We start from the raw sequence: 24,993 nt of genomic DNA, 5'->3' as shown, positions 1-24,993 counted from the left end.
TCTTCTCCTGGCTGCTGACCTCCGCCCCCGGATCGACGGATCCCGTGCCGGACCTCGCGGCCTCGGCCGAGTTCACCGACCCGACCCACTACCGCGTCGCCCTGCGCGAGGACGCCGCCTTCGCCAACGGCAATCCGCTCACCGCCTCGGACGTGGTCTTCACCTTCGAGCGCCAGGTGGCGATCGCCGCTCCGAACGGCCCCTCGTCGCTGCTCTCGGACATGGTCTCGGTCGAGGCGGAGGACGACTCCACCGTCGTCTTCACACTGGCCACCCCGGACAACGCCCTCTGGCCCCAGATCCTCACCAGCCCCGCCGCCGCGATCGTCGACGAGGACGTCTTCTCGGCCGACTCCCTCACCACCGACGACGACATCGTCGCCGGCGACGCCTTCAACGGGCAGTACTCCATCACGAGCTACACGCTGAACTCGCTCGTGCAGCTCACCCGCAACGACTCCTACGACGGCCTCCTCGGCGCCGCCGCCAACGAGTCCGTGATCGTCCGCTACTAGGCGGACGAGAGCAACCTCAAGCTCGACATCCAGCGCGGCGAGATCGCGGTCGCCTACCGCACGCTGAACGCGACCGACACGGAGGACCTCCGCGGCGAGGAGGGCCTGACGGTGCACTCCGGTCCCGGTGCCGAGATGCGCTTCCTGGTCTTCAACCCCGAGACCATGCCCTACGGCTCCGCGACCTCCGAGGCCGACGCCGACAAGGCGCTCGCCGTCCGCACCGCCGTCGCCGACCTGATCGACCGCGACGAGCTGTCGGACCAGGTCTACAAGGGCACCTACGCGCCGGTCTACTCGATCGTCCCCAGCGCTCTGACCGGATCGACGCCGGCGTACGAGGAGGCCTTCGGCGACGGGAGCGGCGGTCCCAGCGCGGACGAGGCCGCCGCCGCGCTCCAGGCGGCCGGGATCACCGGTCCCGTCGATCTCAAGCTGCAGTACAACACCGACCACTACGGCTCCAGCACCTCGGACGAGTACGCGCTCATCAAGAACCAGCTCGAGCGCAGCGGGCTGTTCACGGTCGACCTGCAGTCGACGGAGTGGACGCAGTACGTGAAGGAGAAGTCGACCTCCTACCCGCTCTACCAGCAGGGCTGGTTCGCGGACTACCCGGACTCGGACAACTACCTGAACCTGCTCTACGGCACCGACGAGGCCCCCTCCATCCTCGGCGCCGCCGTGAAGGACGACGCCTACAACGAGGTCGTGCTGCGCGAGCGGAGCCTGGCCCCCGGCGACGAGCGCACCGCGGCGATCGAGGAGGCGCAGCGCCTCGCGGCGGAGAAGGCGATCACCGTGCCGCTCCTCGAGGGCACGGAGACCGTCATCGCCTCCTCCACGATCTCGGGCATCGACGACACGCTCGACGGCTCCGGCCGGTTCCGCTTCGGGCTGCTCCGGAGCGAGTGATCGGGACGCGCTGATCGGCCGGACGGGCCGCGGCGCCACAGAGGGGGGACCCTCGGCGGCCGCCGCGGCCCGTCCGTGCATCCGGGGGGTCTGTCAGGGCCGTGCTGCCGGGCGGGGCACCCCGATCGATCAGCGCGCCAGCGCCGCCAGCTCCGCCCGGGTGCGGGCCCCGGCCTTGCGCAGCAGGTTCGACACGTGGAACTTCACGGTGTTGCCGCTGATGCCGAGGTCGTCCGCGATCCGCTGGTTCGAGGCGCCGAGCGTGATCAGGTTCAGCACCTCCCGCTCGCGGGCGCTGAGCTCGGCGAGGTCGAGCCCGTCGGGCTGCGCCGGCGGATCGAGGGGGAGGCGGATCGACAGGGTCGACCCCCAGCCCGCGGTCGACGCGACCGAGAGCTCCCCGTCGAGCCCGCGGACGCGCTCGGCGATCGGGCGCAGGGCGTCGTCGCGGGTCGTCAGCTCGCCCCGGCCGTCGTCGCGGATCTCGATGAGCAGGTTGAGCCCGTCGCAGTCCCACTGGATCCGCACCCGGCGCGTCTGCTCCGACTCCACGAAGGCCAGCACGGCGCTCCGCACGATCGCGCGGGCGGCGTGCGCCACCTCGCCGGGGAGGGCGCGCCCGGTGGCGGGCGGCTCGACGAACTGCACGTCGAGGTCGCCGAAGCGCACGAGCGGACGCAGGTCGCTCCGGAGCCGCGCGAACGCGCCCACGACGGGCTCCAGCATCGCGCTGCGCTGCTCGTCCGAGGCGGTGCGCAGCTCGACCAGGGCGTTCGCGGCGATGTCGATCGCGACGGTGCGGGCCGCACGGTCGTCGAGGCGCTCGGCGCGCAGGGCGGCGAGCACCGACTCCAGCGCCACCGCGTGCCGGTCGGCCTGCTCGGCCACCGTGCGGGCGTGCTGCTGCAGCAGGGTGCGGGAGGCGGGGGACTCGGCGGGATCCATCCCCCGAACCTACCCGTCCTACCCGCGAGCGGCACCGCCCACCCGATCGGGTAGGCGGACCTCCTCGATCAGGTGGCGCGCGGATCCGGTCGCCGGGCGCACTGTGGACCCATGCCCGCTGACGACCGCACCACCGACCCCGCAGAGGCGCTCGCCGTGATCGCCGCCGAGGTGTCCGCCGCGACCGCCTCGCTGACGACCGACCGGCTCGAGCCCGTCCTCGAGCTGCTCGCCGGCGCCGACCGCGTCTTCGTCCACGGCGCCGGCCGCTCCGGCCTCGCCCTGCGGATGACCGCCATGCGCCTCATGCACCTCGGACTCGTCGTGCACGTGGTCGGCGACGTGACGACCCCGGCGATCCGCGGCGGCGACGTGCTGCTCACCGCGAGCGGCTCCGGCACCACCGGGGGCATCGTCCGCGCCGCGCAGGCCGCCGTCGACGCCGGAGCGCGGGTCGCGGCGATCACGACCGCCGCCGACTCCCCGCTGGCCGGGCTCGCCTCCGCCGTGGTGGTCGTGCCCGCCGCCGACAAGCTCGACCGCTCCGGGGCCGCCTCGGCGCAGTACTCCGGCGGGCTCTTCGAGCAGGTCGTCGTGCTCACCGGCGACGCCCTGTTCCACGCGCTCTGGCAGCGCCGCGGCGACAGCGCCGACGAGCTCTGGCCGCGCCACGCGAACCTCGAATGACCCGACTCCCCACCTCGACAGGAAGAAGAACCCCGTGAAGCTCCAGTTCGCCATGGACACCCTCAGCACCGACGCCGCCCTCGAGCTCGCCGCTGCCGCCGCCCCGCACGTCGACATCCTCGAGCTGGGCACCCCGCTCATCAAGAGCGCCGGCCTCTCCGCCATCACCGCCATCAAGGAGGCGCACCCCGACAAGACGGTCTTCGCCGACCTCAAGACGATGGACGCGGGCGAGCTCGAGGCCGACATGGCCTTCGCGGCCGGCGCCGACCTCGTGACGGTCCTCGGCGTCGCCGGCGACAGCACCATCGCCGGCGCGATCGCCGCCGGGAGGAAGCACGGCAAGGGCGTCGTCGTCGACCTCATCGGCGTGCCCGACAAGGCCGCCCGCGCCCGCGAGGTCGTCGCCCTCGGCGCCGAGTTCGTCGAGATGCACGCCGGTCTGGACGAGCAGGCGGAGGAGGGCTTCACCTTCGAGACCCTGCTGCGCGACGGCGAGTCCTCCGGCGTGCCGTTCTCGGTCGCGGGCGGCGTGAGCACCGCCACCATCGAGTCGGTGCAGCGCGCCGGCGCCCTCGTGGCCGTCGCGGGCGGGGCCATCTACGGCGCCCCGGACGTCGGCGAGGCCGCCGCGGCCCTCCGCGCCGCCATCGTCTGACCCGTCGGCGCCACCGCCCCCGAGGCCCGCTGATCCGGGTCGCGAGGGCGGCGGCGCCCGCGTCCGCGCGGGAGGCGGCAGCGCATCCCCGCCGGACGCCCGGCCCCTCTCGACTCGCCGACGGCGCGGTCCTACAGTGGCTGCGACGACCCTCGACTCCCGCCGCGGGACCGACGGCGCCGTCGCGAGCGGAGGGAAGCCGTGTCCTCGACCGCCCCCGTGCCCGGAGCCGACGCCGACACCTCGACGAAGCTCCGCGACTTCCACCAGATCCTCCTCAACACCGCCGTCGCGAACGTGACGACGAGCTTCCTCTGGTTCGCGCTCACGTTCTGGGTGTACCTCGAGACGCGCTCCGTCCTGGCGACCGGGATCATCGGCGGCGCCTACATGCTGCTCGTCGCGGTCTTCGCGATGGCCTTCGGCACGATCGTGGACCGGCACCGCAAGTTCCGCGTCATGGTCTTCGCCGGGGCGGTCACGCTCGTGTCGTTCGGCGTCGCGGGCGGTCTCTTCCTCGCGCTGCCCGAGGCGGCGCTCCTGGACTTCCGCGCCCCCTGGTTCTGGGTGTTCTCGGGAACGATCCTCTTCGGCGCCGTCATCGAGAACATGCGCAACATCGCCCTGTCCACGACGGTGACCCTGCTGGTCCCGGTGGAGGGGCACGCCCGCGCGAACGGCCTCGTCGGCACGGTCCAGGGCCTCGCCTTCGTGGTGACGAGCGTCTTCAGCGGGCTCGCCATCGGCCTGCTCGGCATGGGGTGGACGCTGGTGATCGCGATCGGCCTCTCCGCCGCCGCGCTCCTGCACCTCCTCTTCCTGCGCATCCCGGAGGACCGGCCCGCGCCGACGGGGGAGAGGGCGCCGCTGATCGATCTCCGCGGCAGCATCACCGCGGTGCGGGCGGCGACCGGGCTGTTCGCGCTCATCGTCTTCTCGACGTTCAACAACTTGATCGGCGGCGTCTACATGGCGCTGATGGACCCGTACGGCCTCGAGCTGTTCCCGGTCGAGCTGTGGGGCGTGGTGCTCGGAGTGACGGCGAGCGGCTTCGTCATCGGCGGTCTGCTCGTCGCGAGGTTCGGTCTCGGGAGGAACCCGATCCGGACGATGCTGCTGCTCGTGATGGCGATGGGCCTGATCGGCGCGGTCTTCACCCTCCGCGACTGGTGGTGGCTCTACGCCGGCGGCATCTGGATCTACATGACCCTGATCCCGGCGGTCGAGGCCGCCGAGCAGACGGTGATCCAGAAGGTCGTCCCCTTCGAGACCCAGGGGCGCGTCTTCGGCTTCGCGGCGGCGTTCGAGTCGGCCGCCGCTCCGATCACGTCGTTCCTCATCGCCCCGATCGCCGAGTTCGCGCTCATCCCGTACATGGAGTCGCCGGCCGGGCGCTCGGCGTTCGGCGGGCTGCTCGGCGACGGCATCGGCCGGGGGATCGCGCTGGTGTTCCTGGTCGGCGGAGTCGTCATGATCATCGCGGCCGGCGCGGCGATGCTCACCCGCTCCTACCGCGTCATGTCGGCGCAGTACCTGCGGGAGGCCGCGGCGAGCGGGGAGGCGGAGCCCGTCGGCACGGAGGCGCCGGAGACGCACCGGACCGCGCCGAGCACCGTCGAGCAGAACCGCTAGCGCCCGCAGACGCCGCCCGTCATGCGCCTCCGGGGGGTCCGGCGGACCGGACGGCGCGGACACGAGGGAGACGTGCCGGACGCCCCCTCCCCAGGGTGCGGCGTCCGGCACGTCAGCTGCGACCACCCGGTCGAGGGGCCCTCCTCGACTCCCGAGCGCTCCGCTGCCCCGCGCCTCCGGAGGGAGACATCGGGGCATGCGGCGCCGGCGGGGGGGAGGGCTCTGGTTCCCCGCCCCGCCGGCGCCGGCCGCCCGCGAGGGGCGGCGAGGATGCTCGTTCGGGCGTGCCTCGAGTGACGGCTACATGCCGTCACTGAGCATGGACTGCACCAGCTTCACGTGGCGCTCGAGGTTCAGCTGGCTGAACTCGCTGTTGTAGTTGAGGCCGTAGTTCAAGATGTGACCCGGGGTGCACTGGATTGTCGCGTCCGGTCCGTCCCAGGTGCGCAGCAGTGCCAGGGCCGAGTCCCAGCTGCTGTTCTCGCAGTTCGTGTTGAAGGTGGTCGACGTGCCCAAGCCCACGGTGTGCGAGATCTCGTGCATGGCGGTGCCCTCCACCATGTAGACGCGCTCCTTGCCGAAGCGGATCTGGCCGTAGATGTTCGCATCGGCCGTCGGGGTTCCGGGGCTGTACGAGACGGTCAGGGAGCGGGAGATGTTGCTGAGGCGGTTGTAGCGGGCCACGGCGCGGTCCATCGCGTCGGTGATGCGGGCGTAGGCGTCGGCCTCGTCAGCGGTCGGGCTCGCGACGCGGTTCAGCGTCCAGGTGATCTTCTGCACGGTCGGATCGGTCAGTGCCCAGCGCTGGGCCTTGGAGCCGGTGCAGGTCCACTGCTGAATGGGGGAGCCGTCGAGCTGGCGGAAGTCCTTGTTGTCGAGGCAGAGGTCGCTGTGCCGATTGGCGATCTCGGCGTAGCCTCCGCCGACGGAGGTGATCCGCCACTGCTGGGCGGTGCTGCCGTTGCAGCTCCACTGCCGCACCTCCGAGCCCGGGGTGGTGCCGAAGTCGAAGTTGTCGAGGCAGAGGTTGCTGAAGGTGTTCTTGATCTCGGCGTAGCCTGTGCCGAGGTCGGTGACCTGCCAGCGCTGGTTGCTCCCCTCGGTGCAGCTCCACTGCCGCACCTCGGCTCCGGGCTGAGTGCCGAAGTCGAAGTCGTCGAGACACATGCTGCTGTGCTGGTTGCGGATCTCCTGCGCCGATCCGAGGCCGACCGGGGCGGTGGCTGCAGAGGCGGGCGAGCTGATGCCGAAGGTCGTGATGCCGACGACGGCCGCGATCAGGGCGCCGATCAGGCGCTTGGAGGGGTGGGACTTCGTTGTCCGGGACATGGGTGCCTTTCACAGACATCCGGCGTCCCCGAAGGGACGCGGGTGAGGGTCGCAGGAAGGAGCCGTGTCCGAAGGGGTCGGAGCACGGCAGAGGATGCGCCGGAGCGACCGGGATGGTGATCCGGTCGTCCCGCCGCGGGACGCGTCAGCGCCGACGCTCCGAGTGGGACGGGAAGCTGATCACGACCTGCATGTTGACGTGGACAACCATCGACCGGTCGCGGAGCCGGTGTCAAGTGCCGGTCTCGAGCGGATCCGGTCCGAGCCCCGCCGGGCGAGGGTGATCCGTCCACGCGGATCCCCGTGCTCGCAGGGAGAGAGCGCTCACACCCGCCGTCGCTGCGGCATCGCCCGGAATCCGCCATTGTTACCGTTAACAAAAGTCGGTACGGTGTCACCTGAAGTGGGCAAGCGCGTCCTCGCGCCTCGCGTCCCACTCCGACCGGTTCGAAGGCGAACCTGAGAGGAACGTCGATGATGACGACAGCACCACCCTCCCGCCGCACCCTCCCGCCGCAGGCCCACGCCCGGCCCCGATGACTGTCGGCCCGGCCGACACCTCCCACGCGGTGACCGCGGTCGGCGCCCGCAGCGCGCGACGTCTCGTCCTCGCACCCACGTCGACCTCCGCCTCCCGATCACGGGTCGCCAGGCCCGCGTCCCGGGCCGCCTTCCGGCGATTCCCTCCCCGCCAGACGGACGCCGGACTCACCACTCCGCCGGCCGATCGCGCGGGCTCCGTCCTCCCCCTCCGACCCCTCACCTGAAGGACCCCCCATGTCACGAACCCCCCGGCAGGAGCGCACCCGGCGCTCACGCCTCCCCCGAGCGGGCGCCGCGCTGACGCTCGCGATCGCCTGCCTCGGCGGCGTCCTCGGACCGATCGGCGCCGCCGGCGCCGCAGAGACCGTCCCCGCTCCCGCGCTGCAGTACTCGTTCGACGGCATCGGCGCGACGCTCGCCAACGGAGCCGTCGTCGCCGACTCCGCTCCGGGCAATCACCCCGGCACCCTGATCAACTCCGGCGCGACCAGCGTCGCGGGTCCCTCCGGCGCCTCCACCGACCGCGCTCTCTCGCTCCCGGGCGGATCGAGCACGTCGGCCGCGCCGCACGTCCGGATCGCCCCGGGCCTGATCCCCGCCGGCACGCAGGACGTCACGATGTCCGCCTGGCTGCGCTGGAGCGGTGCTCCGGACTGCACCTGGCCCTTCACGCTCGGCTCCAGCGTCGACTCCCACGTCCTCTCCACCACGAAGTGCGGACCGGCCGGCTTCGGCGCGATCAAGAGCGGCTCCGAGGTGCGGGCCGCAGGCACCACTCCGGTCGCCGCGAACCGCTGGGTGCACATGGCGGTCGTCGTCAAGGGCGGCCAGTCGGTCTCGACCTACTTCGACGGAACCCTCGTCGGCCAGGGCAGCACGACCTTCACCGCCGCCTCGGCGATCGGCACCTCCACGTTCTCCGGCTTCCTCGGCAAGTCCTTCTACGGCGCGGACGCCTACTGGGCCGGCGCGATCGACGACATGCAGGTCTGGACCTCCGCGCTCACCGCCGGCCAGGTGCAGCAGAGCGCCGCGTCCGTGCACTCGGTGCTCGCGAACCAGGACGCCGCCGTCTCGCTCGGTGACACCTCGAACGTCACCTCGAACCTCACTCTCCCCACGACCGGCGCCAACGGCTCCACGATCACCTGGACGTCGAGCGCCCCCGGCGTCGTCAGCACCAGCGGCGTCGTCACCCGGCCCGCCGCGGGCAGCCCGGACGCCACCGTCACGCTGACCCCGACCGCGGTCCACGGCGGCATCACCGTCGTCGGCCGAGCGACCACCGTCTCCGTCCCGGCGTACGCCGCCGGTGACAGCGCCGAGGCCGAGCTCGCCCGGGCCGTCGCCGACGGCATCGCCAACGATCCCGCCCTCGCCGGACCGGTGCGCGGCAGCCTGAACCTGCCCTCGACCGGAGCCGACGTCGCCACCACCGCCGCGCGCGCGAACAGCGCCAGCGCCGTGGTGACCTGGACCTCGTCGAACGAGGCCGTCATCACCTCCGCCGACAAGGGCACCGCGCCGAACGTCGTCGCGAAGGGCTCGCTCACGCGTCCGTCCGCCGACACCACCGTCACCCTCACCGCGACGATCACCGTCCCCGGCACCACGCCCCTCGTCCGGACCCTCACGCGCACCGTTCCGGCCGCGGCCCCCGTCGCCGCGAGCGACCTCGACGCGTACCTGTTCGCGTACTTCACCGGCGACAGCATCGAGGGCGAGAAGATCCGCTTCGCGACCTCCGACGGCAACGACTCGCTCACGTGGAAGACCCTGAACGACGCGCAGCCGATCCTCACCTCGACCCTGGGCACGAAGGGCCTGCGCGACCCGTTCGTCTTCCGCTCGAAGGAGGGCGACCGCTTCTTCCTGATGGCCACCGACCTCTCCGTCGGCACCACCGGCTTCGGCGGCTCGACCAACCGCGGCAGCCGCTACCTCGAGATCTGGGAGTCCACGGACCTCGTCAACTGGGGCCAGCAGCGCCACGTCGAGGTCAACCTGCCGAACGCGGGCATGACCTGGGCGCCGGAGGCCACCTACGACCCCACCATCGACGCGTACGTCGTCTACTGGACCTCGGCCCTCTTCACCGACAGCACCCGCAACGTTGAGGACGGCAACGGACCGCAGATCCTCACCTCCACCACCCGCGACTTCCGGGAGTTCACCACCCCCGAGGTCTGGTTCAAGGCCGCCGACGTCCCCTCGCTCAACAGCCGCAACGGGCTGATCGACGCCACGATGCTCAAGGACGGCGACACCTACTACCGCTTCACGAAGGCGACCGAGACCAGCGGCTGCCCCTCGCCCGACATCATCGGACAGAAGTCGACGAACCTGCGGGCCACCACCGCCTCCGGCGCGTGGAGCCTGATCGACACCTGCATCGGCCGCACCGCCGGAACGCCGGAGGTCGAGGGTCCCGAGATCTTCAAGACCAACGAGGGTGACCGGGCGGGCTACAAGTACTTCCTCTGGACCGACAACTACGGCGGACGCGGCTACATCCCGCTCGGCACGAACTCGCTCGAGGGCGACATCCAGTGGACGATCCCCAGCAGCTTCTCGCTGCCGACGTCGCCCCGCCACGGATCCGTCGTCTCCATCACTGCGAAGGAGCGCGACGGGCTCGCCGCGAAGTGGAACCCGTCGCTCCTGGTGACCTCGATCGACGCCGTGGCGCGGACCGTTCAGGCCGGATCGACCACCGTCGACCTGCCCGCCACGGTGGGCGCGACGTTCAAGGACGGCCACCGCGAGACGGTCGCCGTGACGTGGGCGACCGCCGATCTCAGCTCGCTGAAGAAGGCGGGCGACACCGTGCAGGTGCGCGGACAGCTCGCCAACTCGGCAGCGACGCCGGCCATCGCCACCATCACCGCCACGGCTCCTCCCGGACCGTCGCTGACGGCCTCGGCCGCGAGCCGCTGCGTCGCCGGCAAGGTGACGGTCACCGCGACCGGCACCAACACGAGCGGCTCCACGGTCGAGATGACCGTCGGCTCGCAGTGGGGGAGCAGGACCTTCGCCGGGGTCGCTCCCGGCAAGTCCGTGTCCGCCGCCTTCACCACCCGGGCGACCTCGGTCACCGCGGGCGAGGTGAGCGTCGCCTCGAAGGACGCGAACGGCACCAGGACGGCCACCGCGCCGTACTCGGCGCTCACCTGCCGCTAGGCCGGTGACAGGGGAGGGGCGGCGTCCAGCCGCCCCTCCCCTGACCTCCTCCGTTCCGGGGCCTCCGGCCACCGGAGCAGGGGAGCATGGACCCTGGGTCCGTGCTCCCCGCATCCACCTCTCCCACGGAAGTAGACGAACAATGCGGTTCCGACGCACGACGGCCCTCCTGGTCGCCGCGAGCCTGACAGCGGGAGGGGCTGCGCTCGGCGCGGCACCCGCACAGGCCGCGGTGCCCAGCCCGGTCCTCTCCTACGACTTCTCCTCGTCCGCCGCCGTCGGCTCCGCCGTGGGCGCGGGCACGACCCTGACCGACTCCGCTGCGGGCCGCTCCGCCACCGTACGCGGGACCGGAGCGACGACCGTCGCCGGTCCGCGCGGCGGCACCGACCGCGCACTCCGCTTCCCCGGCGGCGCCGCAGGCAGCTCCGCCGCCTACGCCGAGATCGCGCCGGGACTGACCACGGCGGCCACCACCGACGTGACCATGTCGGCCTGGCTGCGCTGGGAGGGGAACCAGAACTGCAGCTGGGCGTACGCGCTCGGGCAGTCGACCGAGCGGTACCTCTTCACCACGCCCCAGTGTGGAAGCAGCCTGATCGGTGCGGTGAAGAACGGCTCGGAGCAGCGCGCGGCCGACTCCGGTCCCGCCGCCACCGGCCGCTGGAGCCACGTCGCCGTGGTCCTGCGCAGCGGCGTCAGCGTCTCGACCTACGTCGACGGCCGGCTCGCCCAGACCACCCCGACCTCCGCGACCGGAGCGGCGACTGTCGGCACCTCCGCCTTCTCCGGCCTCCTCGGCAAGTCGTTCTACGGCCCTGACCCTCTCTTCGCCGGGGCGATGGACGACGTGCACGTCTACTCCTCCGCACTGACCCAGGACCAGGTGCGCGAGGACGCGGCTCCGGCCGCTGCCGCGATCGCTGCATCGGACGCCGCCGCGGCGACCATCGCCGTGACCGGACCCGTCACCAGCGACCTCTCCCTCCCGACCCGCGGCGCGGGCGGCTCCGTCCTCACCTGGGCGAGCAGCGACCCCGCGGTGATCGGCACCGACGGCTCCGTGCGCCGCCCGGCACCCGGCTCGGCGAACGCCACCGTGACCCTGACCCCGACCGCGACGTTCGCCGGATCCGCCGCCACCGGCACCGCGCGAACCGTCACCGTCGCCGCCGACACCGAGGCCGACGCCACGGCGCGCCTGCGCACCGCCCTCGTCGTCCCGCCGACCGTCGCCTCCGGAACCGCTCTTCCCACGGTCGCCGGCTACACCGTGTCGTGGAGCGCGGACGGTGCCGGCCTGTCCGGCAGCCGCCTCGTGAACGACTCGGCGACCGACCGGGCACTCGCGCTCACCGCCTCCGTGAAGGTCGGCGCCACCACGCTGACGAAGACCTTCCGCACCACCGTCCTCAGCGCCTCCACGGCGAAGACCGTGGTGTCGTACACCCGGACGCCGACCGGCGAGGACAAGGCGAACCAGGACACGATCGCCCGCGGCCTCCACCTGGCACTCGGCTCGTCCGTCGCCGACGCAGCACCGCTCTCGGGCAACTCGGGAGTCCTCTTCGCCGACGGGGTCTTCCTCGGAACCGACAAGGCCGACAACCGCGGCCTCGCGAACCCCTCGCTGTTCACCTTCGCCGACGGCACCGTCGGCGTGATCGCCACGCGCGTCCTGCAGTCGGGCGCGTCCGACGGCACCGGGGCCTCGAGCGCTCTGATCTTCAAGGCCACGGACGCCACCGCGTCCGACTTCACCGAGCTCGGCCTCATCGACCTCGGCACCACCGGCGGCGTCGTCGCGCCGAAGGCCGTCTTCGACACGGACCAGAACCGCTACCTCGTCTCCTGGACGGACTCCTCCGGGGCGGCGAAGTACACGACCGTCACGGACCTCGCCCGCACCGAGCTCCGCGCGCAGGCGTTCTGGCCGAAGGACGGCGGCCGTCGCAGCGTCGTCGTGACCGACGGGAACCGCGGTGCGGTCCTCGGAGGAAGCCCCGCCACCGTCGCCGCTCCCGACCTCTCCGGAGTCCCGGGCCGCGTCGCCGACGCTCTGCCGGGCGGCGCGCTGACGGTCTCCGGCTCCGTCGCCGACTCGCTCGTGAAGAGGTTCGGCCGCACGGTCAACACCGGATCCTCGGTCGCACCGCAGACGATCGATCAGGGCGATACCTCCGCCCTGTCCGGAGTGAAGGCGCAGCTCTCCTACAACGACGGCTCGACCGGCAGCCTCGGCATCGACTGGAACCAGCAGCAGCTCGCCGACCTCGCCGCGAAGGGCCCGGGAACGTACGACCTCTCCGGGACCGTCCGCCAGCGGCAGTACAACGAGCCGTTCGCCTACAACCGCGCGGATCCGACGATCTACCGCTACGAGCGCAACGGGAAGACGCAGTACCTCTTCACCGCCACGGACGACACGAACAACAACAACGTCGCCTCGCAGCACCTGCCGATCCGGGTCGCCGACAGCATCGACCAGCTCAGCGACGACAACGGCGGACGGGCCCGTGAGGTGGACCTCCTCAACCGCACCACGCGGATGGACCGCACCGCCGAGGGCAAGGTGATCGCGGGCTGCTACTGGGCCCCCGAGATCCACGAGATCGGCGGCAAGCTCTCCATCCTGTTCGCCCCGTGCTTCAACCCGGACAACGACCAGTCGAACCAGAACGGTCAGTGGTTCACGGTGCAGGCGCACATCATGCAGCTGCGCGACGGCGGAGACCCCGCGAACCCCTCCGACTGGAGCGCGCCGCGCGCCGTCGTGAAGAGCGATGGGAGCGCCCTCGGACGCCCCGGCACGGGACGCAACATCAGCCTCGACATGACCTACTTCGAGTCCGGTGGAACTGCGTACTACGCCTGGTCCCAGCGCTACGTCGACAACGGAGTGAGCGACCCGGCGACCTGGATCGCCAAGGTCGATCCCGCGAACCCCACCCGCGTCATCGGCGAGCCGACCCCGATCATCGTGCCCTCGCTGACGTTCGAGGACCACCTGTCCGAGGGAGCGTTCGCGATCCAGCGCGACGGGAGGATCACGCTCGTCTACTCCAGCAGCGGCGTCAGCCCGAAGTACATCGTGGGCGGCGCCTGGGCGAAGGAGGGCAGTGACCTGACCGACATCGCGAGCTGGACCAAGTACGACGCCCCGCTCCTGCAGAGCGTTCCCCTGCCCGACGGCGTCCTCGACTACCGCACCTACGAGCAGGGTCCCGGCCACGGAGCCGTCACCCAGGACGAGGACGGCAACGACGTGTACGTCTACCACACCTGGGGCAACGGAGTCGGGGGTGACGGCCGCGACACCCGTCTCGCCCGCATCCACTACGCCGCCGACGGCCGGCCGGTCTTCGACCTGACGCCGACGGAGGAGGTCGCACCCGCGAACCGGACTGTGACCGCCAAGGTCACCGTCACGTCGCCCCTGACCGTGACCGCCACGGCGTCGACCCGCTGCGTCAGCGGGAAGGTCGTCCTGACCACTGTGGTCAAGAACGACAGCCGCTCGATCATGGACATCACGACCGTCACCGCCTTCGGCTCGAAGACCGTGACCGGAGTCGCTCCGGGATCGTCCGCGTCGAGCGCCGTCACCACCCGAGCGGTCTCGATCCCCGCGGGGTCGGTGGCCGCGACAGGAAAGGCCGTCGTCGACGGGAAGACGGTCAGCACGCAGACGAGCGTCGACTACCCGGCGCGCAGCTGCCGCTGAGACGGTGAGGGAGCGGGCGCCACGATCGCCCGCTCCCTCGTCGTCCCGCCTCCGACCGGCACTGCGCCGCCCTGCAGTGCCGCCACCTCAGAAGGACGACCGACGAGATGCACCACAGCAGGAGGGCCGGGACGGTCCCGACGATCGGGCCCGTGCTGACGAAGGTCGCGCAGTCGCACACCCTCACCGAGGAGAAGGACGACGGAGCGGCCGGCAGCGCAGCTGCGGTCGGAGGACACGACCTCCTGCTGATCAACGGCAACGCCCTCCCTCTCTCCTGAGCCCCCCCTGCGCCGTTGGGACGGGTCCTCGACCCTGATCGCCCGACGATTCCGCCGCGGCGGCATCACCACCGGCTGCGGACCGGGGCGGCGATCGGGCCGTATCCTGCTGTCCGGACCGATCGCTGATGTGCGAACCTCTCCTGAGCGGACTCCCGGATGCGGGCCGACCGTGACCGGTCCGGCCCGTTCCTCTCGTTGCAGCAGGAGACCGCCGTTCCCCAGGAGACACCCGTGATGCGCCTCGATCGATTCCTCGTGTCCCTGGCACGCTCTGCGCGGTGCACGAACCGCTGCGGAGCCTGCGGGCTCGACTGCAGCACCGACGTCTTCATCCTGATCGCGCTCGCGACCGGCGAGAACCGCGGCGAGTCCCGCCTCCGAGAGGTTCTCGACCACCGCTCCGGTGACCGTGTCGATGTCGTCGAGGTGCGCAAGCGCCTCCTGCGGCTCTCCCGCCGGGGTCTGGTGCTCCTCGAGAGAGGCAGGAGGACCCCGCTGCAGCGCATCGAGCGCTTCTCGATCACGCGCGACGGCCGGGCCTTCCTGGCGTCCCACGCCAGAGCACTGGACCTCCTCGCCGAGGAGATCCACGTCGCGCTGCTGTCCCGCTGACGAGCCGAGTGCCTGTGCGGGCGCACGCGGGACGTCTCCTGGTCGGCCGTCGTCGGATCGGTCGTGTCGGTGACGCTCCACGTGGAGAGACTTCGACAAGTGCGTCGCCTCCGACCGCGTCCCGAGCGCTCCGGGGCAGCACGAGGCATCGCCGACCGTCATGGGCGCCGCGCTCGCGACCGTGCTGCCGCGGCGCGAGGCGGTGGCGGCGCTCCTCGAGGACGCCGTCGCTGCTGCATCCTCAGCAGTGTGAGGCGGGCGGGGGACCCGCCTCACGCCGGAACGCGCCCTTCGTGCATCACCCCGTGCTGGAGAGCTGGATGATCTCGGAGATCACCGCGGCTCGAGTGTCGTCCGGTATCCGATCGCCTCCGAGGGAGTGGTGCGACCACAGGCCGTCAGCCGCAAGGCAGGCGATGAACTGGCGGAGAGCGATCGGATCGGTCGCGGTCTCCTCTGCGGAGGGCGTCCACCTTCGGCGCACCTCCGCTACCGGCGCTCGGAGAGCGGTGTCGCTGCCCGTGGCCTGGAGGAGTCCGATCTGCATGTGCGTCGACGGCGTCAGGGCGACGGTGACGTAGGCACTCACGCGCTCCGTCAAGGTGGCCTCGTTCGCGGTCTTCCCCGCGACGTCGATCAGCTGGGCTTCCCAGCCGGCCGCGACGTGCTCCTGGAGAGCATGGGCGAGATCGGCTCGATCGCGGAAGTGGTACATCATTCCACCGCGTGTCAGCCCAGCCTCTTCGGCAGTCGCTTCGAGCGTGACGCGAACAGAACCTTCCCTCGCCGCGACACGGACCGCTGCGTCGAGGATCCGAGTCCGGTTGTTGGGTCGCGTCGCGCGAGGAGACGTCCGAGGAGAAGCCAGGACCCCCTCACCGCTGGGCGGGTTCGGTTCCATGTCGTGATCGATTCCGCCGCTCCCTCGGTCCGAGTGAGCAGCTAGGGACGGCGGGTGCTGAGGCGCCCGGAGGGTGTCGACGCGTCACCGCACGAGCGGGTGCGACAGCGTCGGCCGCCAGTCTGCCATCCTCTCCTGCCGACGTCGGAAGGTGAGGCTCGACCCCCTCGGTGTCGAGCCGTCCTGACGACGGACTGCAGCCGGAGGGACGGCTGTCACGGTCGACGAATCAGAAAGCAACTGTACATTCATGATTGTACAGTTGTGGTACGGTAACGGCCTGCCCAGCTTCGGAGCTGTGGGCGGTCAGATGCACTGCCGGTGCGGGATCCGAGGCTGAAAACCTCCAGCGACTTCATTCCTCAGAAGCCTGGAGGTTTCTTCATGTCCAGAATCGCGGACAAGCCGAACGCCCGCTGGTGGGCGCTCGCCGTTCTCGCCATGACCCAGCTCGTCGTCGTCCTCGACACGATGATCGTCACCATCGCCCTGCCTCAGGCCCAACTGGATCTCGGGATGAGCGACAGCCTGCGCCAGTGGGTCGTCACCGCCTACGCCCTCGCTTTCGGAGCACTTCTCCTTCTGGGCGGTCGGATCGCCGATTACTGGGGCCGCAAGCGCACCTTCATGGTCGGAATGATCGGCTTCGGAGCGGCCTCGCTCTGGGCCGGACTGTCGCAGAGCGGCATGGAACTCGTCATCGCTCGCGGCGTCCAGGGCGCCTTCGCGGCACTGCTCGCCCCCGCCGCACTCGCCATGCTCACCGTGACGTTCGCCCACGGCAAGGAGCGCAATCTCGCCTTCGCCGTCTTCGGCACGGTCGCCGGATCCGGAGCCGCAATCGGCCTGATCCTGGGCGGCGTGCTCACCGAATTCACCGACTGGCGCTGGTGCCTCTTCGTCAACCTCATCTTCGTCGCCTTCGGCCTCGTCGGCGGGGCTCTCGTGCTCCGCGAGAGCAAGGCGGAAGGAGACAACCGCTACGACGTCTGGGGAACCGTCACCGTGACCCTGGGACTGGGCGCGATCGTCTACGGGTTCACCCGAGCCGAGCACGGATGGGGCGCGATCGACACCGTCGCCTTCCTCGCACTCGGCATCGTCCTGCTGACCGTCTTCGTGCTCATCGAACGCACGGTCGACCAGCCGTTGCTGCCCCTGCGCGTCATCCTGCGTCGTGTGCGAGGCGGCGCGATCCTGATCCAGGCCGCCAATGGCGCCGTGATGATCGGGGCCATCCTCTATCTCGCGTTCTACTTCCAGATCGTGCTCGGAATGGGACCGCTGATGGCAGGACTCGCGAACCTCGCCATGACCGTCGCGATCATGGCGTTCTCGCCCGTCACCACGAAGATCCTCAACACGTTCGGCCCCCGACCCCTGATGATCGTCGGGCCGCTCGTCTCGGCAGCTGGGCTCTTCCTGCTCCTCGGCATCACCCCGGACGGAAACTACTTCCTCCAGGTCCTGCCCGCCCTGGTCGTGCTCGGAATCGGACTCTCCATGCTCTTCGTGCCCGTCCAGAACCTCGCCCTTCTCGGGGTCGAGAACGAGGACGCCGGAGTGGCCTCCGCCGTCGTCAACTCCGTCTTCCACATCGGCGGGTCCATCGGTCTCGCGGTGTTCACCGTGTTCTACGCGAGCACCGCGGACTCCGCCATCGCGTCCGGAACGGCCGAGCTCACCGCATTCACCGACGGCTACAAGGCCGTGTTCCTGGCCGCAGCAGTGACCATGGTCGCGGCCTCTCTCACCGGATTCCTCCTCATCCGAGGGAAGAAGGAAGACCTGAACCCCGCCTGGGACGAGGCGGAGGCCGCCCTCGTCCACTGAGACGATGCCGAAGGGGCGGGCCGGTTCGTGCAGCAGCGGCAGACCGGCTCGCCTCTTCCCGTCCGACTCACGACACCCCGTACGTCGCCGACCGACGACCTCCCCTCGATGGGGAGTCGTTCGTGGATCGCAACGGTCCGGTCGTCCGACGCGGCCGCGTCATCCGGTGGGTCTTCTCCCGCGATGCCGGCTGCACCGCCGAGATCATCGAGGGTCGCGACCCGGTCGCCCGGCACATCACCGCAGACCGGAACGACGACGCCCGGCCGCCCTCAGGTGAGAGGCGGCCGGGCGTCGTCGGTCGGAGGACCCGGTCAGGTCAGCCGCAGCGGAGCGCCGGGTAGGCGGCGCTCACGGGAGCGGAGGCGCTGCCGACGGTGGCGACCCCCTGGACGGTGCCGGCGGCGACCGAGGCGGCCCGCGTGGTCACGGCCAGCGAGGCGGTCCGGCCCGCATCGATCTGCTGCGTCTTCGCGCCCCACAGGGTGTTCCAGCGGAGGTCGGCGGTCGACGCGGCCTTGTTGACAGTGGTCAGCGTGACCACCACCTTGCCCGCGACGCAGCGAGCCGCTGCAGTGGCGGTGACGGGCACAGCCGGCGCCTTCACGGTGATCGTCGCCGTGACGGTGCGGTTGGCCGAGGCCACCTCCTGCTCCTTCGAGAGCGAGAGGTCGAGCCGGCCGCTCGCGCGGATGTTCACGCCCTTGAACCAGGTGTTGCGGTCCGAATCGAACAGGCCGCCCGCATTCTGCGGATCGGTCGCCGTGTGCGGGTCCGGGTAGGGGCGGGCGTGGTAGGCGAGGAGCAGGTTGCCCGACTCGTCCTCGACGAACGAGTTGTGCCCGGTGCCGGCCTGCTGGCGCGAGAAGTACTGCGTCTCGTCCGCGCCGAGGCGGCCCAGGTAGGTGTCCTCGGTGTCCAGCACGGGGAACGCGGTCTGCGTCCACGTCGCGGGGTTGAGGAGGTCGGCACTCGCGTCGGCCGTGAGCAGGCCGAGCGAGTAGTACTTGTCGACCGTTCCGCCCGAGTAGGTGAGGTACATGCGTCCTCCCTTGGACACGATGAACGGCGCCTCGACGACGCCCTGGTCGTTGCCCTCGGTGGTGTCGGACGGGGTCGGCGAGCGCTTGCCCGACTCCCACGGCTGGCTCTCGCCGTAGATGCGGGTGACCGCACCGGTCACCAGCGGGACGGTGCCCTTGGGCCCCATCGTCGCCTTGGCGAGGGAGAGCGTGTTGCCGTTGGGCAGGACCCAGTAGCCCTGGGTGGCGCCGTTCTCCTGGCGGTCGATGTAGCTGACGTCGAAGGCCGCGCCCTCGAGGACGACCGGCTCGCCCCAGTTCGTCTGGTCGAGGAATCCGCCCTCGGCGATCGAGGCGTCGGTCCCGGTGTAGGGGATCAGGACGGTGTTGTCGCACCAGCCGCCCACAGGCGCGTAGCCCTTGTTCATGCCGGCGACGATCCACCAGGTGCCGTTGATCTTGTGGAACTCCTGCGCCCAGATGTATCCGCCCCAGCCGTAGAAGGTGTTCGGGTACTGGCTCTGGCGACCGGGCGTGCCGGCGTCGGGGTCGATCACGATCTGCTCGGGAGCGGAGTCGAGACCGGCGATGGTCTTCGAGCGCTTGAGGCCGATCTTGCGGTAGCTGGAGCTCTCCTCGATCGGGCCGAGCGAGTCCTGACCGTAGTGCGAGCCCGTGAGGTAGTAGTAGCCGTCGTCCTCGTTGAAGAAGACGTGCGGATCCGCGCGGGCCTCGTTGACCATCGCCTCGGGGTCCTGCTGGACGGAGCCGGTGACCCGGTAGGTCCCGGGACGCGAGGTGTCGACGGCGGTGGTCAGATCGTCCTGCCAGTCGACGTTGAGCGACTTGGTCGAGCCGTCGTTGTACTCCATCACGGCCTGCCCCGGGAGCGCTGCGGCGATCGCAGCGGATCCGGCGCCGGAGTCGACGGAGCCGCTGAGCGACTTCACACCGGTGTTCTTCAGGTCGACGTATTCGCGGTAGAACGTGCTGAACTCGGTCGAGGTCAGCGCCGTCTCGCCGGCCTGGCCCTGGGTGAACCCGGCGGGGAGACCCGAGCCCTGGACACCGGGGACGCGGGCGTCGGCGCGGGTGGTCGCTCCGGGAGCGGTGCCGGAGGCGAGGTCCGTGAACAGCGTCACGCGGCCCTCGGTGGTGAGCAGATCGGTCCAGAACAGCTTGTAGACGCCGAGGGCGGAGTCGAAGACGATCCGCGGGTCGGTCACGACCGAGCCCGGCGCGACCCGGAGGACGCGCTGGTCGCGGAACGTGCGGCCGTCGGCGGAGCTCCAGAGGTAGACGGAGTCCGTGGCGTTGTTCTGCGACGAGACCGCGCCGAGCGAGCCGTCCTTCGAGCGGAACAGCAGCGGCGAGCCCATCTGGGCGTTCGGGCGCTGCGCCTGATCGCCGTCCTTGAGGACGGAGAGGATCGACTGCGAGCGGTTCAGCGGCTCCCAGGTGGTCGCGCCGGCGGGCAGTGCGGCCGTGAAGAGCGAGTCCGCGCGGCGGTCGTCGTTGTACGCCAGCGGGTCGTCCTTCACGCCGTTCGTCGTGGTGACGGTCTTGACGGAGGTGGCGATGCGCCCGCCGGGCACGGCGAGGGTGCTGTCCCACGCGTAGGTCTGCCCGGCGACGGCTGCCTGGAGGCGGACGGCGACGGGAGCGGTGAGGCCCGAGAGGTTCACGGCGCCGGTGGAGGAGACGCGCGCGGCGCCGGCGCCGGAGGCGGTCCACGTCACGGTGTTCCCGAGGACCTGCGCGGGCAGGTCGCCGAGCACGGTCGTGGGGACGTCGAGGGCGGCGCGCAGGTCGGTTGCCACGGTGCTGCTCGTCGCGCCCAGCTCGGCCCCGGTCAGGGCGCGGTCGTAGACGCGCAGATTGTCGAGGAGTCCGGCGAAGTACTCCCCGCCGCCCCAGTTGGCCTTGCCGATCTGCAGGACTCCGCCGGTCGATCCGAGGACCGTCGCGAGCGAGGGGCCGGCCGTCGTGACGGCGACGGGCTTCGCGTCGACGTAGAGGCGGGCGGTGCCGGCGCTCAGCACGAGATCGACGTGCTTCCACTCCGTGCTGCTCGGGCCGGTGAGGTTGCCCGAGGAGTCGCGGGCGCCGCTGTTGGCGTACCGCTCGACGGTGATGCCGTTCGTCCTGTCGAGGACGCCGACGTACTTCTCCTGGGCGTAGTCCTGGGTCGCGGCCGAGCGAGCGGCGAAGACCGACCAGCCGACGTTGTCCGCGGCGGCGGGCTTGGAGTCGTACGACAGAGTGACGGAGTCGCGACCCTTCAGCAGCGGCTGCCCGTCGGTCGCAGTGAGGTCGAGCCAGAACGAGGACGACAGCGAGACGGCGCTGCCCTGCCCGGTGCGGCCGGCGACGAGGGTCGGCGTGCCCTTCACGGCGGCGCGGGTCGACCTGTCGGTGAAGGCGCCTCCGCTCGGGGCGGTGTCGAAGGTGAAGTCCGCGAGCAGGCTCTGCGCGGGAGTGGTCGCCGCTGTCGCGGCGACGGCGACCGGCACGGCGGCGCCGGCGGCGAGGGCGATCGTCGCGGATGCGGCGAGGGTGGCGGCGAGCAGGCGCGAGGGCCTGCCTCCGCCCGGGGGTCGTGACGTCATCGTCGACGTGTCCTCTCGGGTTCTGCAGCGAACCGGTGGGCGGACGGGGGATCCCGCCAGCGGTATGGTCTTCGCACGGTACCGGCGATTGTTCACGGTAACAAGGGAGCACGACCATCGGTTGCGAAACTCCCACACCCGTCGGACATCCGGGCGAGCAGAACGCCGAAGCGGGAGGGCCGGCAGCCTCTGCCCCCGCCCCGCCCGGTCAGTGCCCGCGCGCGATCCACTCCTCGCGGTGCGGCGCCTCCGCTCCGATCGTGGTCGAGTCGCCGTGGCCGGTCCGGACGACCGTCGCGGCGGGCAGCGTCAGCAGGCGCTCCGTGATCGAGTCGATGATCGTCGGGAAGTCGCTGTAGGAGCGGCCGGTGGCTCCCGGCCCGCCCTGGAAGAGCGTGTCGCCGGTGAACACCGTGCCGAGCGCCTCGGCGACGAAGCAGACGGCGCCGGGGGTGTGGCCCGGGGTGTGCCGCACCTCGAGCTCGACGCCGGCGACGGGCACGATCCGCCCGTCGACCAGGGCGCCGCTCGGGGCCGTGCCGGGGTGCACGGCGTCCCACAGCATCCGGTCGGCCTCGTGGAGCAGCACCGGGGCGCCGGTCGCAGCGCGGACTCCCTCGACCGCGTCGAGGTGGTCGTCGTGCCCGTGGGTCAGCAGCACGGCGAGGAGCCGGCGCTCGCCGACGGCCGCGAGGATCGCGTCCGCGTCGTGGGCCGCGTCGATGACGACGCACTCGGAGTCGTCGCCGACGATCCAGACGTTGTTGTCGACGTCCCAGGTGCCGCCGTCGAGGCTGAAGGTGCCGCTCGTGACGAGCTGCTCGATCCGCGCGCCCATCAGAGCACCACCACCGAGCGGAGCACGTCGCCGCCGGCCATCGTGGCGAAGGCCTCCTCGATGTCCTCGATCCCGATCCGCTCGCTCACGAACTCGTCCAGGGGCAGGCGGCCCTGGAGGTAGAGGCCGGTCAGCATCGGGAAGTCGCGCTCGGGCAGGCAGTCGCCGTACCAGCTCGACTTCAGCGATCCACCGCGGCCGAAGACGTCGAGCAGGGGGATCTCGAGGGTCATCTCGGGAGTCGGCACCCCGACCAGCACCACGGTCCCGGCGAGGTCGCGGGCGTAGAACGCCTGGCGCCAGGTCTCGGGGCGGCCCACAGCGTCGATGACGACGTCCGCTCCGAAGCCGTTCGTCAGGGCCTGCACCGCCGCGATGACGCCCGCCTCGTCGAGGCCGCTGGAGTCGATGACGTGCGTGGCGCCGAGCTTCTCGGCCGCAACCAGCTTCTTGGGGTCCCGGTCGATCGCGATGACCGTGCCGGCGCCCGCGAGAGCGGCGCCGACCACGGCGGCCGTGCCGACTCCTCCGCAGCCGATGACCGCGACGGAGTCGCCGCGCGTCACGTTCCCGGTGTTCATCGCCGCGCCGAGGCCGGCCATGATCCCGCAGCCGAGCAGGCCCACCGCGGCGGGGTCCGCCTCCGGATCGACCTTCGTGCACTGCTTCGCGTGCACGAGGGTCTTCTCGGCGAAGGCGCCGATCCCGAGGGCGGGGCTGAGCTCGGTGCCGTCCTCCAGGGTCATCCGCTGCGTCGCGTTGAAGGTGTCGAAGCAGTACCAGGGCTCGGCCCGGGTGCAGGCCCGGCACTCGCCGCAGACCGCGCGCCAGTTGAGGACCACGAAGTCGCCGACCGCGACATGGGTGACTCCCTCTCCGATCGCGCTGACCCGTCCGGCCGCCTCGTGACCGAGGAGGAAGGGGAAGCCGTCGCTGATCCCGCCCTCGCGGTAGTGGAAGTCGGTGTGGCAGACACCGCAGGTCTCGATGTCGACCACGGCCTCGCCCGGGCCCGGATCGGGGACGACGATGTCGACGAGCTCCACGGGAGCGCCCTTCGACCGGGCGATGACGCCGCGCACAGTGGTGGGCATGGGGGCTCCTTCGACGGGGGCGTGCAGGTCCGATCCACAGTAACGACCGCGGGAGGCGGGTGCGCCGGGTGGACGCGGGCGCTCCCGCCCACTCCGGGGCCGGGCCGCCCGCCTCGCGGACCGCGACCCTGACAGTCGGTAGGGTGCGGGCCATGCGCACTCTGTACCCCGAGATCGAGCCCCACGACTCCGGCATGCTCGACGTCGGCGACGGCCACTCGCTCTACTGGGAGGTCTCGGGCAACCCCGAGGGCAAGCCCGTCGTGTTCCTGCACGGCGGCCCCGGCGCCGGCACCTCGCCCGCCCACCGGCGGCTGTTCGACCCCGAGAAGTACCGCATCGTGCTGTTCGACCAGCGGATGTGCGGCCGCTCCACCCCGCACGCCGGCGAGCCGGAGGCCGACCTCTCGACCAACACCACCTGGTACCTGGTCGCCGACATCGAGCGCCTCCGCGAGCACCTCGGCGTCGAGCGCTGGCTCGTGCTCGGCGGCTCCTGGGGCTCGACCCTCGCCCTCGCCTACGCCGAGACCCACCCCGAGCGGGTCAGCGAGATCGTCCTCCGCGGGATCTTCACCCTCCGGCGCGCCGAGCTCGAGTGGTTCTACGAGGGCGGCGCCGCCGCGGTCTACCCGGACCTCTGGGAGGGCTACACCTCCGTCGTCCCGGCCGGCGAGCGGGGCAGCCTCATCGAGGCGTACTACCGCCTGCTCCACGACGCGGACCCCGCCGTGCACGGCCCCGCCGGTGTCGCCTGGACCACCTGGGAGGCGTCGACCATCACCCTCCTGCAGAAGCCGGAGCTGATCGCGGACTGGTCCGATCCCGTCTTCGCGCTCGCCTTCGCCCGCATCGAGAACCACTTCTTCGTGCACAGGGGCTGGCTGGAGGAGGGGCAGCTGATCCGCGACGCCGGCGTCCTCCGCGACATCCCGGCCGTCATCGTGCAGGGCCGCTACGACATGTGCACCCCGGCCTTCACGGCCTGGGACCTGCACCGGGCCTGGCCCGAGGCCGACTTCCGGATGATCGCCGACGCGGGCCACGCCTTCGATGAGCCGGGGATCCTCGACGCGCTGATCGAGGCGACGGACCGCTTCGCGTCCTGACGGGCGGGGCGGTCCGCGCCTCGCGGCCGGGATGCCCGGGCGCCCGTGCCTGAGCGTCCCGCGCCCGGTGCCGTCGTGCCCCGGGAGCGGGTCTACCCTGATCAGATGCGCGCGGACGACGCCTCCGGTATGGAGGACTGGCCCACCGGCCGGCTGCTCTCCACCGCCTCCCGGATGGTCGAGCACGCCTGGCACGGCGCTCTCGCCGAGATCGGCCTCACCCACGCCGGCCTGATCGTGCTGCACCTCCTGCAGGCGGGTCCCGTCGCGCAGAAGGAGCTGGCCGCCGCGGCCCACGTCGAGGTGCAGACCATGTCGCGCACCATCGAGCGCCTCGAGCGCGAGGGCCACGTCTCGCGCACCACGGATCCGTCGGACCGCCGCCGGCAGCTCGTCGCGCTCACCGACGTGGGCAGCGAGGCCTGGCGCCGGGCGCACCGCCTCGAGGTCGACATGTTCCCGGGCTCGCTCGAGCACGGCCCCCTGCGCGAGGCGCTGCTCGAGATCATCCGCTCGGCCAGCGAGTCGCGCTGGGGCTGACCGCAAGCCCGAGCGGAGCCCGT

16 protein-coding genes and 1 pseudogene are annotated in these 24,993 nt (G+C 71.4%); 11 read left to right on the top strand and 6 right to left on the bottom strand.

Translation table 11 applies throughout. The annotated features are described in order from the left end of the window. Nucleotides 1-44 precede the first annotated feature (44 nt). Nucleotides 45-1,430: pseudogene (locus C5B93_RS17585) on the top strand (ABC transporter substrate-binding protein). Between the two features lie 129 nt (nt 1,431-1,559). Here C5B93_RS17585 and C5B93_RS03245 read toward each other — a convergent pair. Next, entirely contained in the window at nt 1,560-2,375 is an 816-nt protein-coding gene (locus C5B93_RS03245; RefSeq protein WP_104239653.1) for a response regulator transcription factor family protein, read from the bottom strand. 111 nt (nt 2,376-2,486) lie between these two features. Between C5B93_RS03245 and hxlB the strand changes: the two genes are divergently transcribed. From hxlB to C5B93_RS03230, 3 genes are all read left to right on the top strand, one after another. Further along, the gene (gene hxlB / locus C5B93_RS03240; RefSeq protein WP_104249685.1) at nt 2,487-3,062 is read left to right on the top strand and encodes a 6-phospho-3-hexuloisomerase; all 576 of its coding nucleotides are present in this window, start codon (nt 2,487-2,489) and stop codon (nt 3,060-3,062) included. A gap of 34 nt (nt 3,063-3,096) precedes the next feature. Beyond that, complete coding sequence (gene hxlA / locus C5B93_RS03235; protein WP_104224387.1) at nt 3,097-3,720, top strand: 3-hexulose-6-phosphate synthase; 624 nt, start codon at nt 3,097-3,099, stop codon at nt 3,718-3,720. Nucleotides 3,721-3,921: 201 nt separating this feature from the next. After that, nucleotides 3,922-5,352 carry an MFS transporter gene (locus tag C5B93_RS03230; RefSeq protein WP_104249686.1) on the top strand — a complete coding sequence of 477 codons (1,431 nt, stop codon included), beginning with the start codon at nt 3,922-3,924 and terminating at the stop codon, nt 5,350-5,352. 300 nt (nt 5,353-5,652) lie between these two features. On the opposite strand, the gene C5B93_RS03225 is transcribed toward C5B93_RS03230, so the two are convergent. After that, entirely contained in the window at nt 5,653-6,681 is a 1,029-nt protein-coding gene (locus C5B93_RS03225; protein WP_104233666.1) for an RICIN domain-containing protein, read from the bottom strand. A gap of 777 nt (nt 6,682-7,458) precedes the next feature. Here C5B93_RS03225 and C5B93_RS03220 point away from each other — a divergent pair. From C5B93_RS03220 to C5B93_RS03210, 4 genes are all read left to right on the top strand, one after another. Beyond that, nucleotides 7,459-10,404 (top strand): immunoglobulin-like domain-containing protein, encoded by a 2,946-nt coding sequence (locus C5B93_RS03220; protein WP_104249687.1) that lies wholly within the window; start codon nt 7,459-7,461, stop codon nt 10,402-10,404. Nucleotides 10,405-10,546: 142 nt separating this feature from the next. Next, nucleotides 10,547-14,128, top strand: coding sequence for a family 43 glycosylhydrolase (locus C5B93_RS03215; RefSeq protein ID WP_104291758.1), 3,582 nt, complete (start codon nt 10,547-10,549; stop codon nt 14,126-14,128). A 107-nt stretch (nt 14,129-14,235) separates the two neighbouring features. Continuing rightward, nucleotides 14,236-14,409, top strand: coding sequence for a hypothetical protein (locus tag C5B93_RS17115; RefSeq protein WP_181068307.1), 174 nt, complete (start codon nt 14,236-14,238; stop codon nt 14,407-14,409). A 234-nt stretch (nt 14,410-14,643) separates the two neighbouring features. Next, nucleotides 14,644-15,024, top strand: a complete 381-nt coding sequence (locus tag C5B93_RS03210) for a hypothetical protein (RefSeq protein WP_146076480.1) — start codon at nt 14,644-14,646, stop codon at nt 15,022-15,024. A gap of 298 nt (nt 15,025-15,322) precedes the next feature. Here the strand turns inward: C5B93_RS03210 and C5B93_RS03205 are convergent, their stop codons facing one another. Beyond that, nucleotides 15,323-15,925, bottom strand: coding sequence for a TetR/AcrR family transcriptional regulator (locus tag C5B93_RS03205; protein ID WP_104291757.1), 603 nt, complete (start codon nt 15,923-15,925; stop codon nt 15,323-15,325). Between the two features lie 384 nt (nt 15,926-16,309). On the opposite strand from C5B93_RS03205, the gene C5B93_RS03200 reads away from it, so the two are divergent. After that, entirely contained in the window at nt 16,310-17,758 is a 1,449-nt protein-coding gene (locus tag C5B93_RS03200; protein ID WP_104226024.1) for an MFS transporter, read from the top strand. A 319-nt stretch (nt 17,759-18,077) separates the two neighbouring features. Here the strand turns inward: C5B93_RS03200 and C5B93_RS03190 are convergent, their stop codons facing one another. The 3 genes from C5B93_RS03190 to C5B93_RS03180 all read right to left on the bottom strand — a co-directional run bounded on the left by C5B93_RS03190 (nt 18,078) and on the right by C5B93_RS03180 (nt 23,321). Then, a complete protein-coding gene (locus C5B93_RS03190; RefSeq protein WP_104291756.1) occupies nt 18,078-21,389 on the bottom strand; it encodes a family 43 glycosylhydrolase in 3,312 nt (1,103 codons plus the stop codon). A gap of 208 nt (nt 21,390-21,597) precedes the next feature. Next, the gene (locus C5B93_RS03185) at nt 21,598-22,227 is read right to left on the bottom strand and encodes an MBL fold metallo-hydrolase (RefSeq protein ID WP_104224396.1); all 630 of its coding nucleotides are present in this window, start codon (nt 22,225-22,227) and stop codon (nt 21,598-21,600) included. Beyond that, a complete protein-coding gene (locus C5B93_RS03180; protein WP_104291755.1) occupies nt 22,227-23,321 on the bottom strand; it encodes an S-(hydroxymethyl)mycothiol dehydrogenase in 1,095 nt (364 codons plus the stop codon). Before C5B93_RS03180 ends, C5B93_RS03185 begins: the two co-directional genes overlap by 1 nt. 152 nt (nt 23,322-23,473) lie before the next feature. Between C5B93_RS03180 and pip the strand changes: the two genes are divergently transcribed. Next, nucleotides 23,474-24,430 (top strand): prolyl aminopeptidase, encoded by a 957-nt coding sequence (gene pip, locus C5B93_RS03175; protein ID WP_104226020.1) that lies wholly within the window; start codon nt 23,474-23,476, stop codon nt 24,428-24,430. A 105-nt stretch (nt 24,431-24,535) separates the two neighbouring features. After that, nucleotides 24,536-24,970, top strand: coding sequence for a MarR family winged helix-turn-helix transcriptional regulator (locus tag C5B93_RS03170; protein ID WP_104247849.1), 435 nt, complete (start codon nt 24,536-24,538; stop codon nt 24,968-24,970). Nucleotides 24,971-24,993: the final 23 nt, after the last annotated feature.

Source organism: Rathayibacter sp. AY1A2 (assembly GCF_002930935.1).
Classification (GTDB): domain Bacteria; phylum Actinomycetota; class Actinomycetes; order Actinomycetales; family Microbacteriaceae; genus Rathayibacter.
Note: the sequence above shows the minus strand (reverse complement) of the source record. Positions and strands in the feature narration are given on the sequence as shown.